14 protein-coding genes, 1 tRNA gene, 1 pseudogene, 1 riboswitch and 1 other annotated feature are annotated in these 15,664 nt (G+C 38.6%); of the genes and pseudogenes, 5 read left to right on the top strand and 11 right to left on the bottom strand.

Going from position 1 to position 15,664, the window contains the following annotated elements:
* A pseudogene (locus PPA04_RS08120) lies at positions 1–213 on the top strand (site-specific integrase); the annotation flags it as partial.
* A gap of 130 nt (positions 214–343) precedes the next feature.
* Here the strand turns inward: PPA04_RS08120 and PPA04_RS08115 are convergent.
* The 6 genes from PPA04_RS08115 to PPA04_RS08090 all read right to left on the bottom strand — a co-directional run bounded on the left by PPA04_RS08115 (position 344) and on the right by PPA04_RS08090 (position 3,715).
* Positions 344–427 (bottom strand) — tRNA-Leu (locus PPA04_RS08115).
* 100 nt (positions 428–527) lie between these two features.
* On the bottom strand, positions 528–806 hold the full coding sequence (locus tag PPA04_RS08110; RefSeq protein WP_057784814.1) for a hypothetical protein: 279 nt from the start codon (positions 804–806) through the stop codon (positions 528–530).
* Positions 807–818: 12 nt separating this feature from the next.
* Positions 819–1,040, bottom strand: coding sequence for a hypothetical protein (locus tag PPA04_RS08105; protein ID WP_057784815.1), 222 nt, complete (start codon positions 1,038–1,040; stop codon positions 819–821).
* 32 nt (positions 1,041–1,072) lie between these two features.
* Entirely contained in the window at positions 1,073–1,888 is an 816-nt protein-coding gene (locus PPA04_RS08100; RefSeq protein ID WP_147206783.1) for a Cof-type HAD-IIB family hydrolase, read from the bottom strand.
* Positions 1,889–1,978: 90 nt separating this feature from the next.
* Positions 1,979–3,088 (bottom strand): glycosyltransferase, encoded by a 1,110-nt coding sequence (locus PPA04_RS08095; protein WP_057784817.1) that lies wholly within the window; start codon positions 3,086–3,088, stop codon positions 1,979–1,981.
* A 168-nt stretch (positions 3,089–3,256) separates the two neighbouring features.
* Positions 3,257–3,715: a universal stress protein gene (locus tag PPA04_RS08090; RefSeq protein ID WP_057784818.1), complete on the bottom strand. Its 459-nt coding sequence runs from the start codon at positions 3,713–3,715 to the stop codon at positions 3,257–3,259.
* Positions 3,716–3,846: 131 nt separating this feature from the next.
* On the opposite strand from PPA04_RS08090, the gene PPA04_RS08085 reads away from it, so the two are divergent.
* Positions 3,847–4,680 carry an NAD(P)H-hydrate dehydratase gene (locus PPA04_RS08085; RefSeq protein WP_057784819.1) on the top strand — a complete coding sequence of 278 codons (834 nt, stop codon included), beginning with the start codon at positions 3,847–3,849 and terminating at the stop codon, positions 4,678–4,680.
* Positions 4,681–4,807: 127 nt separating this feature from the next.
* Here the strand turns inward: PPA04_RS08085 and PPA04_RS08080 are convergent, their stop codons facing one another.
* The 3 genes from PPA04_RS08080 to leuS all read right to left on the bottom strand — a co-directional run bounded on the left by PPA04_RS08080 (position 4,808) and on the right by leuS (position 9,882).
* On the bottom strand, positions 4,808–5,533 hold the full coding sequence (locus PPA04_RS08080; protein WP_057784820.1) for a pseudouridine synthase: 726 nt from the start codon (positions 5,531–5,533) through the stop codon (positions 4,808–4,810).
* Between the two features lie 10 nt (positions 5,534–5,543).
* A complete protein-coding gene (locus PPA04_RS08075; protein ID WP_057784821.1) occupies positions 5,544–7,223 on the bottom strand; it encodes a putative polysaccharide biosynthesis protein in 1,680 nt (559 codons plus the stop codon).
* Between the two features lie 241 nt (positions 7,224–7,464).
* Positions 7,465–9,882 carry a leucine--tRNA ligase gene (leuS, locus tag PPA04_RS08070; RefSeq protein WP_057784822.1) on the bottom strand — a complete coding sequence of 806 codons (2,418 nt, stop codon included), beginning with the start codon at positions 9,880–9,882 and terminating at the stop codon, positions 7,465–7,467.
* Between the two features lie 53 nt (positions 9,883–9,935).
* Positions 9,936–10,150: a binding site (T-box leader), on the bottom strand.
* A gap of 96 nt (positions 10,151–10,246) precedes the next feature.
* Between leuS and PPA04_RS08065 the strand changes: the two genes are divergently transcribed.
* Both PPA04_RS08065 and mnmM read left to right on the top strand, forming a co-directional pair.
* Complete coding sequence (locus PPA04_RS08065) at positions 10,247–10,882, top strand: phosphatase PAP2 family protein (RefSeq protein ID WP_057784823.1); 636 nt, start codon at positions 10,247–10,249, stop codon at positions 10,880–10,882.
* Between the two features lie 3 nt (positions 10,883–10,885).
* Positions 10,886–11,452 (top strand): tRNA 5-(aminomethyl)-2-thiouridylate-methyltransferase MnmM, encoded by a 567-nt coding sequence (gene mnmM, locus PPA04_RS08060; protein ID WP_057784824.1) that lies wholly within the window; start codon positions 10,886–10,888, stop codon positions 11,450–11,452.
* A 16-nt stretch (positions 11,453–11,468) separates the two neighbouring features.
* Here the strand turns inward: mnmM and PPA04_RS08055 are convergent, their stop codons facing one another.
* Complete coding sequence (locus tag PPA04_RS08055) at positions 11,469–12,935, bottom strand: MDR family MFS transporter (protein ID WP_057784825.1); 1,467 nt, start codon at positions 12,933–12,935, stop codon at positions 11,469–11,471.
* Between the two features lie 59 nt (positions 12,936–12,994).
* Positions 12,995–14,182 (bottom strand): methionine adenosyltransferase, encoded by a 1,188-nt coding sequence (gene metK, locus PPA04_RS08050; RefSeq protein WP_057784826.1) that lies wholly within the window; start codon positions 14,180–14,182, stop codon positions 12,995–12,997.
* A riboswitch (SMK box riboswitch) is annotated at positions 14,180–14,263 on the bottom strand. (Overlaps the previous gene by 3 nt.)
* 218 nt (positions 14,264–14,481) lie before the next feature.
* On the opposite strand from metK, the gene PPA04_RS08045 reads away from it, so the two are divergent.
* On the top strand, positions 14,482–15,204 hold the full coding sequence (locus PPA04_RS08045) for a hypothetical protein (protein ID WP_057784827.1): 723 nt from the start codon (positions 14,482–14,484) through the stop codon (positions 15,202–15,204).
* Positions 15,205–15,664: the final 460 nt, after the last annotated feature.

The following is a 15,664-nucleotide window of genomic DNA, read 5'->3' as shown; positions in this document are numbered from 1 at the left end:
ACAAGACATACTCATGTGGCCTTCTTATTAGCCTCTGGAATAGATCTGTATGTGATCTCTAAACGGTTAGGCCATTCTGATCTATCAACTACATCGAAAATATATGCATATCTGATTGATGAGTTTAAAGCACGATCTGATCAAAAAATAGAAAAAGAATTAAATAAATTAACTGTTAAAAAGGCATCAGATAAGGCGTCAAAGATTTCCTAGCTGTGCAAAATTTGTGCAAAATGTATTTACTTGTTAGTGTTTTCTAGTGCTTTCTTGTGATAACGAAAAATCAGGAATGCCGGTATAAAGCCATTCCTGATTTCTAAGAAGTTCCTATATTGTACTAAAATGCCCCAGGCAGGATTCGAACCTGTACATGGTTGCCCATACAGCGACCTGAACGCTGCGCGTCTGCCAGTTCCGCCACTGGGGCTAAACAACAGTAATCATTTTACACTATATTCAAAAGAATGAAAAGCTCTATTAAACTTGTGCGCCACTTACTGTCAAAAAGATTATTCTTCAGATAATACTCACTTATCTAGTTTAACCACGGTACCGTAGCCCACTACAATCAAAAACTTTGGCGCCACACTCACATTCACAACTTCTGTGTTAAAATGTACCCCAATTAAACCGTCCCCGTCTTTAAGTTCAGCCCGTTTACTTAATTTATTTTTAGTTTCTTCAATAAGTTGGTCAAACATTTGATACTGGTCAATTTCATCAGCCGATAACATAATCCGGCTTGTGGCAGAAACGATCCCCACAATTGTATGACCCACGTTGATTTCTTCCGTAGACATAAACATAATAATCCCTCTTTATTTCTCAGATTGTTCTTTTTTGACTGCTTCTTCTGCATCCCGTTTCATGGCTGCTAATTTGATTTTGAGTTCAAACACCGTGACCAAAATAATGGCAGCAACAAATCCAACTGCCCACAGCACGATTAAAAGCCAGAATGGCAGTTGTACATACAATGTGATTACCACTAGCATAATTGCAATTAAACCAGGGACACCCACTAATGCTGCTTTTAACATCTTGTTCCTCCATGACCTAAACTAATATGGATTTATAACACAAACTTTTCAATTGCCTCGGCAACCCCAGTTTGATAATTATTCTTAGTCACATATTTAGCTAAACTCTTTGCCTCAGTAGTTCCATTTGCCACAACAACAGGCATTCCCACTTTACGTAACATAGGAAGATCATTACTATTGTCACCAAGCGCCAAAATTTCGTCTTTTTTGATTCCTAAAGAGTCAGCAAGCTCCAAGGTTGCCGTTCCTTTGTCAGTGCCTAAATGATTAAACTCAGCATACATCCCGGAAGAATAGCTGGCATTCAACTGGTTATCAAAAGTATCCATCACCTTATCATGAACTGGCCGCAAAACCTCTTGGTCAGGATTCATGGTAATGACTTTCATAATTTTATCATCTTTAAAAATTGAAAAATCATCATTTTCCATGATGTGATAGTTCACATGCCGTGGTTTCAAGTAAGCCAGATCCTCTTCACGGGGATTATAGATATACAATTGGTTTAACGTATACACATGGGTATCATTGTGCAGATATTGAGAAGTAATTTCAAAAACACCTTTGGCTTCTTCATACGTCATTTCATTTGTTTGAAGAACCCTATTATCCTGGTTCTCAACAATTGCGCCACCATTATAAGAAATCACAAATTCATTAGCCTCTTGATAGAGACTTAATTTTTGCAATAAAACTTGCACTGAAGCAAAGCCTCGGCCCGTATTGGGCACGAACTTAACTCCCTTTTTGGAGGCTGCTTTAATAGCCTCGATATTTTCTTGAGAGATTTTTCCATCGCTACCAAGTAACGTTTCATCCAAATCGCTAACGATTAATTTATACACTTATGATCATCGACTTTCTTATTTACTAACCTTACCATATCGAAAATTGAAGTCGTTTTCAATGTTAATTTACATATTTAAAAATTATTTTTAAAACGCCTTAGATAAACCAGCAGAATTACTGCCTAAAAGCGGTAACCACTGTTTAATAATCGTTTCAATCTTAAACGCCTGAATACGTTCTAATGATTTCTTAGAATAAATATGCCGTAACGGCTCACTGATTATGACTTTATTAAGTTCTTTGACAAAGTCCATCACGTCCTCAGGTTTCGTTAACACGCCATATTGATTGTGACCAAGAAACTCTGCAGATCCCGTGTTTTCCATGGCGACAATTGGCAAACCAAATCCCATGGCCTCACCAATCACAAGTGGCATCCCTTCCCACCGCGAAGTGGATACAAAAATTGATGCCGTTTCATAGTGTTCCTGTAACGCCTTATCTTTCAGCGCGCCCCAATAGATAATTTTATCTGCCACATCAAATTTTTCAACTAGTTGTCTGAATAAAGCCATCTGCTCTGGCACTCCTTGTCCGGCAATGGCGATCTTCCAATCATCTGGCAAATACTGAGCAGCCTCCAATAATAAATCAATTCCTTTATGTGGAATCGCAATTCGTGCTGTAAATGCAATTGTATGAGAAGTTAAATCGGCTTTTTTATCTGGATTCAAAGTTAGCGGATTGTATATTTTGACAGTATTCGGATTAAACTGACGATAATTTTTTAAATCTGAATCTGTTAAAACAACAACCGCATCCGCTTGTTTCAAACCAGCCACAAATTCTTTTTCCATTCGTTGATAATATTGAGTCAGATAAGTCTTATAGTTGTTGTGCATCCAGGCCACAATTCGAACATTTGGAATTCTTTTTTTAATTAACGGACCAAAACTTGTGGTCAATCCGGCAGCTAAAATAACGCTTTGGAAACCACCCTGTTCAATAAATTCACTTAAATCATCGATCTGATCACGATAATTTTCATAAGGTTTTTCACCAAAAAAATTAAGAACGTGTCCGGAGGCTGGTCGTTTTGCCACAACCAGTTTGGCTTTTAATTCGTAATAAGGCGTGACGTTTTCTAATGAATAATAAGTCACATCTGCATATTTAGTCAGAGCATTCCCCAAAACAGTTGCCGCACGTTTCACACCATCCATTACCACATTTTCAAGCACAATTAATGTTTTCATCTGTTAGTCTACTAAGGTCCTTAGATTTCCCTCAGTATGCCTCCTTACTTATTTTAATAGTTAATGCCGTGTTTCTCTTTTTTTGAGTAAACGAATAGCGGAACAGTCATTTACCGATCCTAAATAGCTATTTCGCTATACCTTACTTAATTCAAGTTTGGCAATTTTTTATCTAACCACCATAACGTCCGCAATAGAATTCTCTAGAATATAAGTTGTGTTCGATCCTAAAAACATTTGCGCCACCCGATTTGCACCTGTTGCCCCAATGTAAATTAAATCGATCTTTTGTGCTTGTTGAATATTACGAGCTAACTCTTCTCGTGGATTGCCAATCTTGACAATGCTCGTGACATCTTTAACACCCTTGTCCTTTGCTTGAGCTACCACGTCATCTAAAAGTTGCTTTTGCTCTTTCAGACGACTTTCATCATCTATATCTGTTTCAACGACGCCAAACCCTATAGATGCCCTTCCTACAGTTGATAATTGGGGTTTTAAAACTTGCGCGATATATAGTTTGGCTTGGTTTCGAATTGCGGCATCAATTGCCTTATCTAGTGCTCTCATTGAAGTTTCAGAACCATCGATTCCGACTAAAATATTTTGATATTGTTGATTTTGCATGGTACTCATCTCGCTTTCTAGTTTATCTATTTTCATTGTAGCAAACGCTTATGAATTCTTATAGTAAAAGGCCCTTCTGATTTTACTATCGTATTTTTTTCGTTATACTAACTTTATGGAGGACTAATTTTATGAAAACAATTACACAATCAATGGTTACAGAAACCATAAAAAAACGAGCCACTCACACGCACAAAGGTTCATTTGGACGCTTATTAGTCATTGGTGGTAATGCTCAATTTGGTGGTGCGATTATCTTAACTAGTAGTGCCGCAGTCTATTCTGGTACTGGTTTGGTAACCACTGCCACTCATTCCACCAACTTTGCTAGTCTGCACGCTCGCCTTCCAGAAACAATGGTGATCGATTTTCAAAATGATACGGAACTTAAAAAATTAATCAAAACAGTCGACGGCATTGTCATCGGCCCTGGTTTAGGTGAAGACAAATTGGCTCTCCAAGTTGTGCAGGCTGTCTTTCAGTCCATTCAATCTACTCAACATTTGATTATTGACGGTTCTGCGATCGATCTAGTAGCTGCCCACCACTTATCCCTCCCAGATGCCAAGATCGTCTTTACACCTCACGAGATGGAATGGCAACGACTGTCTGGCATTCCGATTGCTGAACAAACCGAAACCAAAAATCGAAAAGCCCAACAAAAATTACAAGCCACCGTTGTTTTAAAAAAGTATCACACTGAAATTTATACCAATGATACTGTTTACCAATTAAAACTGGGTGGTCCTGAAATGGCAACTGGCGGGATGGGTGACACATTAGCCGGCATGATTGGTGGCTTTGTTGTTCAGTTTTCAGATCACGAAATTCAAGCAATTCTCAGTGCAACCTATTTGCACAGTTATATTGCCGATGAATTAGGTAAAACGCAGTATGTTACCTTACCGCATCAGATTATTAACCAAATTCCGCAAGCAATGGCAAAATTTTCAAAACGAGAGTAAAAAAACGATTAGATCTTAAGCATATCCTGAAATCTGTCTTTTTTTCACGTTTTAGTAGCCCAATAATATTCGAGAAGTAGAAAGAGGCCGCGCAAAACCTATGTTTTTGCGCGGCCTCTTTTCGTTTTTATTTAGTTAAAACCAATAAGTCATCGACCTCATCTTGACTTAATTCACGATAATTACCTGGCAACAAACCAACATCAATAGCCAAGGTCCCCATTTGAATTCGCTGAAGATGTACAACCTTTTCACCCATCGCGCCAAACATTCGCCGTACCTGGTGATATTTGCCTTCCTGAATTTGAACGTGAACTTTAGTCGTATCTTCAAGTTTGTTATAATTTAGGATTTCAAGTTTGGCTGGATATAACTCAGTCCCATCCTTTAACGTAATCCCCTTAGCAAATTTTTCAATGACTTGATCATCAAGTTTACCAGTTACTGTCGCTTCATAAACTTTCTTAACATAATGGGCTGGTGATAACAGCTTGTGTGCTAAATCGCCATCATTGGTAATAAGTAGGAGTCCCTCCGTATCCTTATCAAGTCTGCCAACTGGAAAAAGGTCAGAACGGTAATCAGACTTATTAAACAAATCCATTACTGTTTTTTGATGGTTATCCGTTGACGCAGAAATGACACCCAAAGGTTTGTTGAGCAAATAATAATAATGAACTTGATATTGAATCTCACGTTCACCCAATTTTACCAGATCTTGACCTGGATTTAATTGCGTTTTGCCAGTGAGTACTCTGCGTGCGTTTAAGGTAACTGCACCCTTTTTAATTAACTGGGTAACCTGACTTCGTGTTCCAATATTCATCTGGTGCAAAAACTTATCAATTCGCATAACGCGCTCCTTAATGGATCCGTAATATTCTTCGAATCCGTTCAACCCGATCGCCAATCATCATATCCGCTAATCTCGTTTTTAAAGTCGCATATAAATAAACAATTCCACCTAAGCAGGCTGCCAAAACCGATACGAAAACAGCCATAAATTTACTATTAGGGTTCAATGCTAAATAGCTCAAGTGGACAGTTGCATACGCCACAATAAAAGTTAAAACGCTAAATACGAGGATCCCTGCAAAAGGTCTGCTGATACGATGGAAACTTATGCCATACTCTTGATTTAGATGACGTAGAATCAACCAACTCACTACCCCGAATCCAATCGCCGTCGAAAGAAGAGGACCCATCACTCCAAAATAAGATACCAGTGGAAATTGTAAGGCAAATTTAACAACGACGCCAATCGCAAAGTAACCAACCGCGCGGACATTTTCGGAAATTCCTTGCATAATTGCTGAAATTACCGTAAACAGTCCCAAAATAATGGACACATATGAAGATGCCTGCAGAACTAAAGTTCCCACAACATCATAGTGATAAAAAAGTGTATTCAAAGGCTGGGCAATGGCAGCCATACCAAGTGCTGAAGGAATCATAAAAAACGAAAACAAAAGTAAAGCATCCGTAATCTGATTATTGATTTCTCGTTTATTACCGCGGGTTTTAGCCTCAGATAACATTGGCACCGCCGTAATCGCCATTGCAGATCCTAAGGAAACCACAATCATAATGAGTTTATTAGAATTAAACGCAAAATCAGCATACAAGGTGTTGACCACAGTCGTCGAATAGTCAAAGGCCCGTTGCATGATGTTAAAAAATGTATATTGGTCAATTAATTGAAAAATTGTAATTGCAGATCCAATAATAATAAATGGTGTCGCCTGAGCAATAATTTCTTTATACAACTGCTTAGTCGGGATTGCCAGTTCTTGCTTACTATTCTCGGCCAATTCTCTTAAACGAGATCGGTGACGGAAATAATACCAAACTAAAACCAACATCCCGCCAATCGCACCAATAAAGGCTGCAAATGTAGATTGGGAAACGGCACTCACCCAATTACCATGGTGAACATGCATGATTAGAAATGCCGTAATCAACATGTAGGCCACACGGGCTAATTGTTCAACAAATTGTGAAATTGCTGATGGTGCCATTTCCTGATAGCCTTGAAAAAAACCCCGAGTCAAACTCATCGTTGGAATAATCAAAACTGCCCAGGCAAGTGAGTGCAAAATCGGAATAACATTGGGATCATGATTAGAAAGAAATGGTGCCCCAAAATACAAAATCAGTGCACACACAATCCCGGTAGCGCCGGACAACAATAGTCCTCGTTTATATAACCGTTGGCCCACTGCAAATTCATTGATTGTATTGTAATGTGCCACTTGTTTGGCAATCGCAGATGGAATCCCAGCAATCGCTGCAATTAAAAAGAAACTATAAATATTATATCCCTTTGCAAATAAGGCATTCGCTTGATTACTCATAGTGCCAAACCAGATTACCCAAGGAATAATGTAGATTGCACCTAACAAGCGTGAAAAAATGCTACCAGCCGTCATCCAGGCTGAGCCTTCAATCATTTTATCTTTTGAAGTGGATTCTTTACTTGTTTGTCTTAGCGGTTGAAATCCCGCATCAGTTGTCTGTGACTTATCTTGAGGCGTCTCAGCCATAATTTATCGACCTACTTTCGAATACTCAATCTTAATCATTTTATCATTACTACAGGGCAATTCAAATTTAAATTCATTTCGTAAGAAAATATAAAGAAACTTTCAGGATCTAAATGTAAGCAAAAAAGGCAGACTCTTCCACTCAGCTACATCAACAAACGGTTCAAGTAACGAACCATATGTTAACTTCGGCTACGCTCAGAATCTACCCGCCTTTTTTCACTTTTCTCTTTTCTAAGTCTTAATTAGCAACCACATTCACAATTTTATTAGGAATTGCAATCACTTTTCGGACCGTTTTACCATCTATCCATTCTTTTAGAGTTTCGTCAGCCAAGGCAATCTTTTCCAAGTCTGCTTTGCTTGTATCCTTAGCTACTTTGATGTGGGAACGAACTTTTCCGTTGACTTGGAGAACAACTTGAACAGTTGACTCAACTAACTTATCTTCATCGTAAGTTGGCCATTTTGCATACGTAATTGTGTCATCATGGCCCAACAATTGCCACAACTCTTCGGCAACATGGGGCATAACTGGTGAAAGCATTTTGACAAATCCTTCCATGTACTGTACTGGTAAGGCATCAACCTTATAACTTTCATTCACAAACACCATCATCTGTGAAATTGCAGTATTGAAATGTAAGTGCTCAAAATCGTGTGTCACCTTTTTAACCGTTTGATTATAAACTTTATCTAATTTACCATCATTAAACGTTGTCACCCGGTCACGCAAATGATTGTTTTCATCAATCATTAAACGCCAAACCCGTTCGATCCACTTCTCACTTCCGTGAATGCCGTCTTCACTCCAAGAAACCGATTCCGTTAAAGGACCCATGAACATTTCGTATAAGCGTAAGGTATCGGCTCCATATTGATCGACAATATCATCTGGATTAATGACATTACCCTTTGATTTCGACATTTTTTCGTGGTTGTCACCTAAGATCATTCCTTGATTCACTAACTTCTGGAATGGTTCTTTAGTTGGAACAACGCCGAGATCATACAACACTTTGTGCCAGAAACGCGCATACAGTAAATGTAAGACGGCATGTTCCGCGCCACCAATGTAAAGATCAACTGGCAACCATTTCTTCAAAAGATCCATATCGGCAATTCGTTCGTCATTATGCGGATCAATATAACGCAAGAAGTACCATGAGCTCCCCGCCCACTGTGGCATGGTGTTCGTTTCACGGCGACCTTTACGGCCGTTTTCATCCACCACGTTGACCCACTCTTTTAAGTTAGCAAGTGGACTTTCGTAACTCCCTGAGGTTTGTAAATCTTTAGTTGCAGGCAGTTTTAAAGGTAATTCGTCTTCGGGAACTAGTGTAGTTTCGCCATCTTCCCAATGGATAACAGGAATTGGTTCCCCCCAGTATCGTTGACGGGAGAAAATCCAGTCTCGCAAACGATAATTAACTTTTTTATGACCGACCCCTTTATCTTCAAGCCAATCAATCATCTTATCAATAGCAGTTTGTTTATCCATTCCATTTAAGAAATCGGAATTAATATGAACACCGTCCTCAGTATAAGGAGCATCCTCTACATCGCCACCTTCAATAACAGGTGTAATTGGTAAATCAAATTTCTTCGCAAACTCCCAGTCACGTTGATCGTGAGCTGGAACCGCCATGATTGCACCAGTTCCGTATGAAGCAAGCACATAGTCTGCAATCCAAATTGGTATTTTATCGCCGTTAACAGGATTAATTCCATAAGATCCAGTGAAAACCCCAGTTTTGTCTTTGTTCAGGTCGGTCCGTTCCAAGTCAGATTTAGTCTCAATCTTCTTTTCATAGGCTTCCACAACCGCTTTTTGAGCCTCTGTGGTTAGTTTTTTAGCCAATGCATGTTCTGGGGCAATAACCATGTAACTTGCGCCAAACAGCGTATCAGGACGGGTTGTGTATATCTCAATTTGATCATCTGTCCCGTCAACTTTAAAATTGACGCTGGCACCAGTTGAACGGCCAATCCAGTTACGTTGCATTTCCTTGATGCTTTCAGGCCAATCAATTAAGTCCAAGTCATCCAGCAAACGATCTGCATAAGCCGTAATCTTCAGCATCCACTGTTTCATTGGGACACGGTAAACTGGATAACCACCGCGCTCTGTTTTACCATCAACAACTTCTTCATTGGCCACAACTGTGCCGCCCATCATGTCAGGAGCCCAGTTCACAAGTGTTTCTTTTTCATAGGCCAAACCCTTTTTGTACATTTGTTCAAAAATCCATTGGGTCCACTTATAGAACTTAGGATCTGTCGTATTGACTTCACGATCCCAATCATATGAAAAACCTAATGAACGAATTTGCCGTTTGAAGTTCTTGATGTTTTGTGCTGTAAACTCACGAGGATTATGACCGGTCTTTAAGGCATACTGCTCTGCAGGCAGGCCAAATGCATCCCAACCCATTGGATGCAAAACTTCAAATCCTTGCATCCGTTTGAATCGAGACATGATATCTGTGGCAGTATAGCCTTCAGGATGACCTACATGGAGTCCTTGACCAGAAGGATAAGGGAACATGTCCAATGCGTAATACTTCGGCTTATCTGTCCTCGAATTTGTTTTAAAAGTTTTATGTTCTTTCCAGTAATGCTGCCATTTCCGTTCAATTATATCGTGATTATATGCCAATTTAGCTACACCCTTTCTATATAAAAAAGTCCCATAAGATATTAAAAAATATCTTATAGGACGAAATTTTCCGCGGTACCACCTATATTTACGATTGAATTAGTCAGTCGAACACTTCAATTCTTAACGCGAACTCACGTTACCAGCTACTTGTTTCACCAATAAAATTAAAAAGATGAGTTCGGTGTCTTCGCAATCTATGCTCACATTATCCGCACAGTTTCTGAAAGGGCTCTGACACTTACTACTTCTTTTCAACTAACATTAATGGACTAATCCTATCAAATTAGCCATAAAAATGCAAGAAACCTTTGAAAAATCTGATATACTAGAAGCGCATTCTGAAATAATAAGGGAGATATTCATGCAAACCAATAAACAACATCACGAATGGCTATTAACCAGTTTACTCACCGGAATAATCTTTATAATAGTTACGCTGATGGTAATTGCAAATACCCAGGCAACTCAAAACTTTGATCACTCAATTGCGCAAATTATGCAACACAATCGAACACCCGCTAAAACCCAATTTTTCTTATTTATTACGAGTTTGGGTAATCCTTTGCAAAATATCGGCTTTACTCTTGTTCTTGTCGGTTGGCTAGTTTATGTCAAATATTATCGCCTGCTAAGTTTTGCGGCTTTTAGCATTTTAGTAGGAACGTTAGGAAATACAGCTATTAAACTCCTTGTACAACGGCCTCGCCCTTTGCATAAACTAATTTCAATCGGTGGCTATAGTTTCCCAAGTGGCCACTCTACCAGCACGATCATTCTTCTAGGCGTAATCATGATCATATTTGCAAGCCTCGTCAAATCCAAATGGCAACGCGGTTTAGTTAATTTGTTTGCAATCAGCATGATCCTTTTAATTGGGATGTCACGTATTTATTTAAATGTTCATTATCCCAGCGACGTTCTTGGGGGCTTTTTATTTGGTACCACCATCGTTTTATTATCAGGATTTTTAATTTTACCAACAAAAACGGAGGTTTAAAAAATGAATCTAGAATCTGCATTACGTTATAGCCACACGTTACTTGATCAAGTTGTCCAACCGGGAGATACCGTGATTGACGCCACAGTGGGCAACGGCAACGACACAATCTACTTGGCCAGTGCCGTTGGTAAAAGTGGGCATGTTTATGGATTTGATGTCCAATCTGCTGGACTTGAGGCCACCAAAACACAATTGCTTTTAACTGGGTTGTTAAATCAAACTACCCTAATTCACGATGGACATGAACATTTATCAAATCATCTTCCCGAAGACACCCAAATTACCGCGGCTATTTTTAATCTTGGCTATTTACCCGGTAGTGATAAATCCGTTATTACACATGCAAAAACCACAATTTCAGCTGTTGAACAGTGCCTAAAAATTTTGCAACGGGGAGGACTAGTCATTTTGGTCAGTTATTATGGTCATCCAGGTGGTAAAGATGAGCTGAACCATCTCCAAACTTTTTTAACAAAATTACCGCAAAAAGAGTTTCAAGTTTTAAATTATCAATTTATGAATCAACAAAATGACCCACCAATTTTGTTTGCCATTCAAAAACGATAACTAAAAGTCGACTTTCTTAAATTCTTTGTTTTTTTCGATAATCAATCGCATTTATCACAATGGCCAAAATAATCAAACACACTCCTGCCAAATAAATGTTATGCAACGCCTGATATAAAATAGTTCTCAACGTTGGCAATAATTTAGCTGGTAATGAGGAAGCTGTTTGCGGATTAATCAGCTTATTCATCATCCCTAAATTCAAATTGGAATGTTGGGCAATGCCTTTATTCATAGTACCATTCATGATGATCCCGAAAATGGACATCATGATCGTTTGACCAAGCGTACGCGCTAATGTATTGAAAGAAGTCGCCACACCCATATCCTTTGCCTCGACTAATCGTTGGGAAGTCACCGTTGTGGAAGTAATCGTGATTCCAAATCCCACACCAAGAATGGTAGAAATAACAAAGAACAACCAAAATGGTGTCGTTTGTGACAATAACGCTAACCACAAACTTCCGACAAACAGAATAGCTAGACTAATCATCAAGGTTTGTTTGGGTGTCAGCTTAAGAATAAACTTACCCGCTAAAAATGACCCAAAAATCCACATAACTGAACTAGGCGTGACTGCAAAACCGGCCAAGGAAGCAGGCAAACCAAGCAGTCCCTGTGTCCAAGTAGGAATATAAACTTCAAAACCAATTAAAAATCCAGAAACCAACATGGTCGCTAAATTTTGGGTAATAAACGTGCGATTCTTGAATAGTTTTAACGAAATAATAGGATCATCGGCCTTTTGTTCTCTTCTAATAAACAGAAAAATTGCAACAACGGTAACTGCAAAACAAGTTTCAACAGTTTGCCAAGTAAAATTGGTTTCACCCAAAACTTGAAACCCATACATCAAACTAAGTAACGCCATCGTTAACCACAAAGTTCCCAAGTAATCGATCTTCGTTGAGACTGTGTGAGGATCCTCATGCAGGTAAAGTGCAATCATTGCAACGGTTAACAAACCGATCGGAATATTAATAAAGAATACCCAGTGCCAAGTGAGTTGGTCCACGATAAATCCACCTAGCAACGGTGCCACAATCGCAGCAATCCCCCATGCAGCTCCATTAAAGCCCATGACACGGGCTCGTTTTTCAAATGGGTAGATATCCGCAATAATGGTGTTTGCAACTGGCATAATACACCCCGCCCCAACACCTTGCAGCGCCCGCCAACCAATCAATGTTGGCATAGAGTTAGCCGTCCCACTCAATGTTGAGCCAATAATAAAAATCATGATGCCAATAATGAAGATTCGTTTACGCCCAAAAAGATCGGCTAGCTTACCATATATTGGCGTAGCAACTGCATTTGTTAACAAATAAATTGAAACAATCCAGTTCATTAAATTAACGCCATGAAGATCTCCAACGATGGTCGGCATTGCGGTTGAAACAATGGTTCCTTCTACCGCTGTTAAAAATGTTGCCACAAAAATCGCAATTGTGACTAAGGTAACGTTTGTCTTTTTCGCTGTCATTAATTCACTCTCCACCTAAAAAACCTCTTCTACGCGAATTGCAGAAGAGATTTCAATAATTACTTCAATAACTCTTTTAAGTCATCAACTTTATCTGTATGTTCCCAAGGTAAGTCGATATCTGTCCGACCAAAATGACCATAAGCAGCTGTCTTTTTATAAATTGGCCGCTGTAAATCTAACATTTTGATGATTCCTGCTGGTCGAAGATCAAATATCTTACGAATTGCCTCAACTAATTTTTCTTCAGAAACATTACCAGTCCCAAAGGTATCTACTGAAACGGAAACTGGTTCAGCCACGCCAATTGCATAGGCCAACTGAACTTCAACTTTATGAGCCAAACCAGCAGCCACAATATTCTTGGCAACGTACCGAGCAGCATAACTAGCTGAACGGTCAACTTTAGTTGCATCTTTTCCAGAAAAAGCACCGCCACCATGACGGGCGAACCCACCATATGTGTCAACGATGATCTTACGCCCGGTTAAACCGGCATCCCCTTGAGGACCACCAATAACAAAGCGCCCGGTTGGATTAATAAAGTATTTTGTCTTATCATCCAACAACTTAGCTGGAATCACTGGTTTAATAATATGTTCAAGCACATCTTTGCGGATGGTCTCTAAAGTTACATTAGGATCATGTTGGGTACTTAAAACAACCGTATCTACACGAACTGGCTTTTCATCGTCATCATACTCAACTGTCACTTCGGCTTTTGCATCTGGACGCAAGTATTGAATTTCACCAGACTTACGAACAGCTGCAGTTTTTTGCATCAAATGATGACTTAACATGATTGGTAATGGCATAAGCTCAGGAGTTTCATCAATGGCGAAACCGAACATCAAACCTTGATCTCCGGCACCAATTTTGTCTAATGGATCCGCGTCACCTTCACGAGTTTCCAAAGAATCATCAACACCTTGAGCAATATCTGGTGATTGTTCATCAATGGCAACCATAACTGCACAATTGTCACCATCAAATCCATATTCACCATCTTTATAGCCAATTTCTTTGATGGTTTCACGAACGGTCTTTTGAATATCAACGTAAGCAGTCGTACTAATCTCTCCAACGACAACAACTAATCCCGTTGTCACGGTTGTTTCACAAGCTACTCGAGCCTGTGGATCTTGTGCTAACATAGCATCTAAAATTGCATCGCTAATTTGGTCTGCAATCTTATCTGGATGTCCTTCTGAAACTGACTCAGAAGTAAATAAATGTCTCTCTTGCATGTGGAAATTTCCCCCTTATTAATAACGGTTACAAGGCATCTTTGCTTTACAGCAAATCCTTTCGGGAACAAAGTATGTTTGTTCAATGTTATAACCCGTGCTTTGCAGCTTATGAATTTCACATGAACCTAGATTCGCAATACGATTGCATCTAATCTGCTTGTCTCCACGATCATGTAAATTGAAAGCTATCCTAACAATTTTATCACAAATGAAAATTCTTTAAAAGATTGATTTTTAGTTGACGTCGCTTCGAACTTTGTTTACGATTGAGTTATTTCACATAGGAGAATACAACGATGCAAAATATACGTTTGAATGCTGTTAATAAAAAATCGCTGTTGCCACTACTCATGACGGCCATTCAGAGTTTGACCACTTGGTTGGTGCCAACCCTGTACAGCCATCAAGTACATACTAATATTCAGCATACTTTTAGCAATCAGCTTTTAGTCATATTATTTATCTTCATGTTTAATTTTCTTGTCTTTGATCGCTTCACCAATAAAATTTCAACACCTATATTTTTGAGTATGACTGGAGTCACAGTCCTTGCAGCTGCGTTGGCTTTCTCAAGTATTTCGCCAACGATAAGTATTTTGCTCTTCTTATGTATGGTAACTTTATCAACTTTTTTCACAGGTTTTAAAAACAACTGGGCAGGGCTAATCTTGTATACCATAAGCTCGGCGTTTATATTACCGGAAGTCTTGTTTTACATCCAGTGTGGTTTTTTATCAACCAACTTCTTATCAGTTTTAGTCGTGCCTTTATTAGGTTTTCTATTTATTTTCTATCCATTTTTTATTAATAAACTCAGTTATGGTCCTTTGATTCATTTAAGTCTTGGTATTCTTTGTATCGTAATTTTATTAGTCACTCACTTAACAACCTTCGGATTAATTGCCGTTGGTACACTTATTATTTCATGGCTAGCTACCCAATTTATTAAGCAATCAAAACTGCATTTAATCGTAAACGTAATTTTATATTTAATCTTTAGTGTGTTTCTTATTCTGTGAGTTACAGTTACAAATTTTTCAGCCTATCTAGGCTGTTTTTTTTGATCTTTTTCACAGTTAATTACAGAACAAAAATACCTATTATCAGTCATTATTTCATTTCTACTTTTCTGAAAGACATCTGGTTCCAAAAACAAGCATGTTAAAACTTCAATAATTGCCGTTTTGGGCTAAATTTGTATTCCTTTTCAGATAACTTTTTTAAAAATTTTTTCAGCGTTACTATGCCGCTATAAAGGATAAGATATTTTGAACCCACTATTACTTACTCACTTTTCCCGGGTTTTGATAAGCTGTGCTCATTTGATGAAATGGCCTGCAGGATATTGTCTTCTTACGCATCAATGAAATCGTGTCAGCTTATTGGACAAATGCCTTTAAATTCATTTTTGCATTCCCCATCTATTTCAATTTTGAATACAAAAAAACCGATATAATTTCTTATACCAGTCAATTAAAT

This window comes from Pediococcus parvulus, from assembly GCF_007990205.1.
Classification (GTDB): Bacteria; Bacillota; Bacilli; order Lactobacillales; family Lactobacillaceae; genus Pediococcus; species Pediococcus parvulus.
This window is presented reverse-complemented; position numbering and strand designations above follow the sequence as displayed.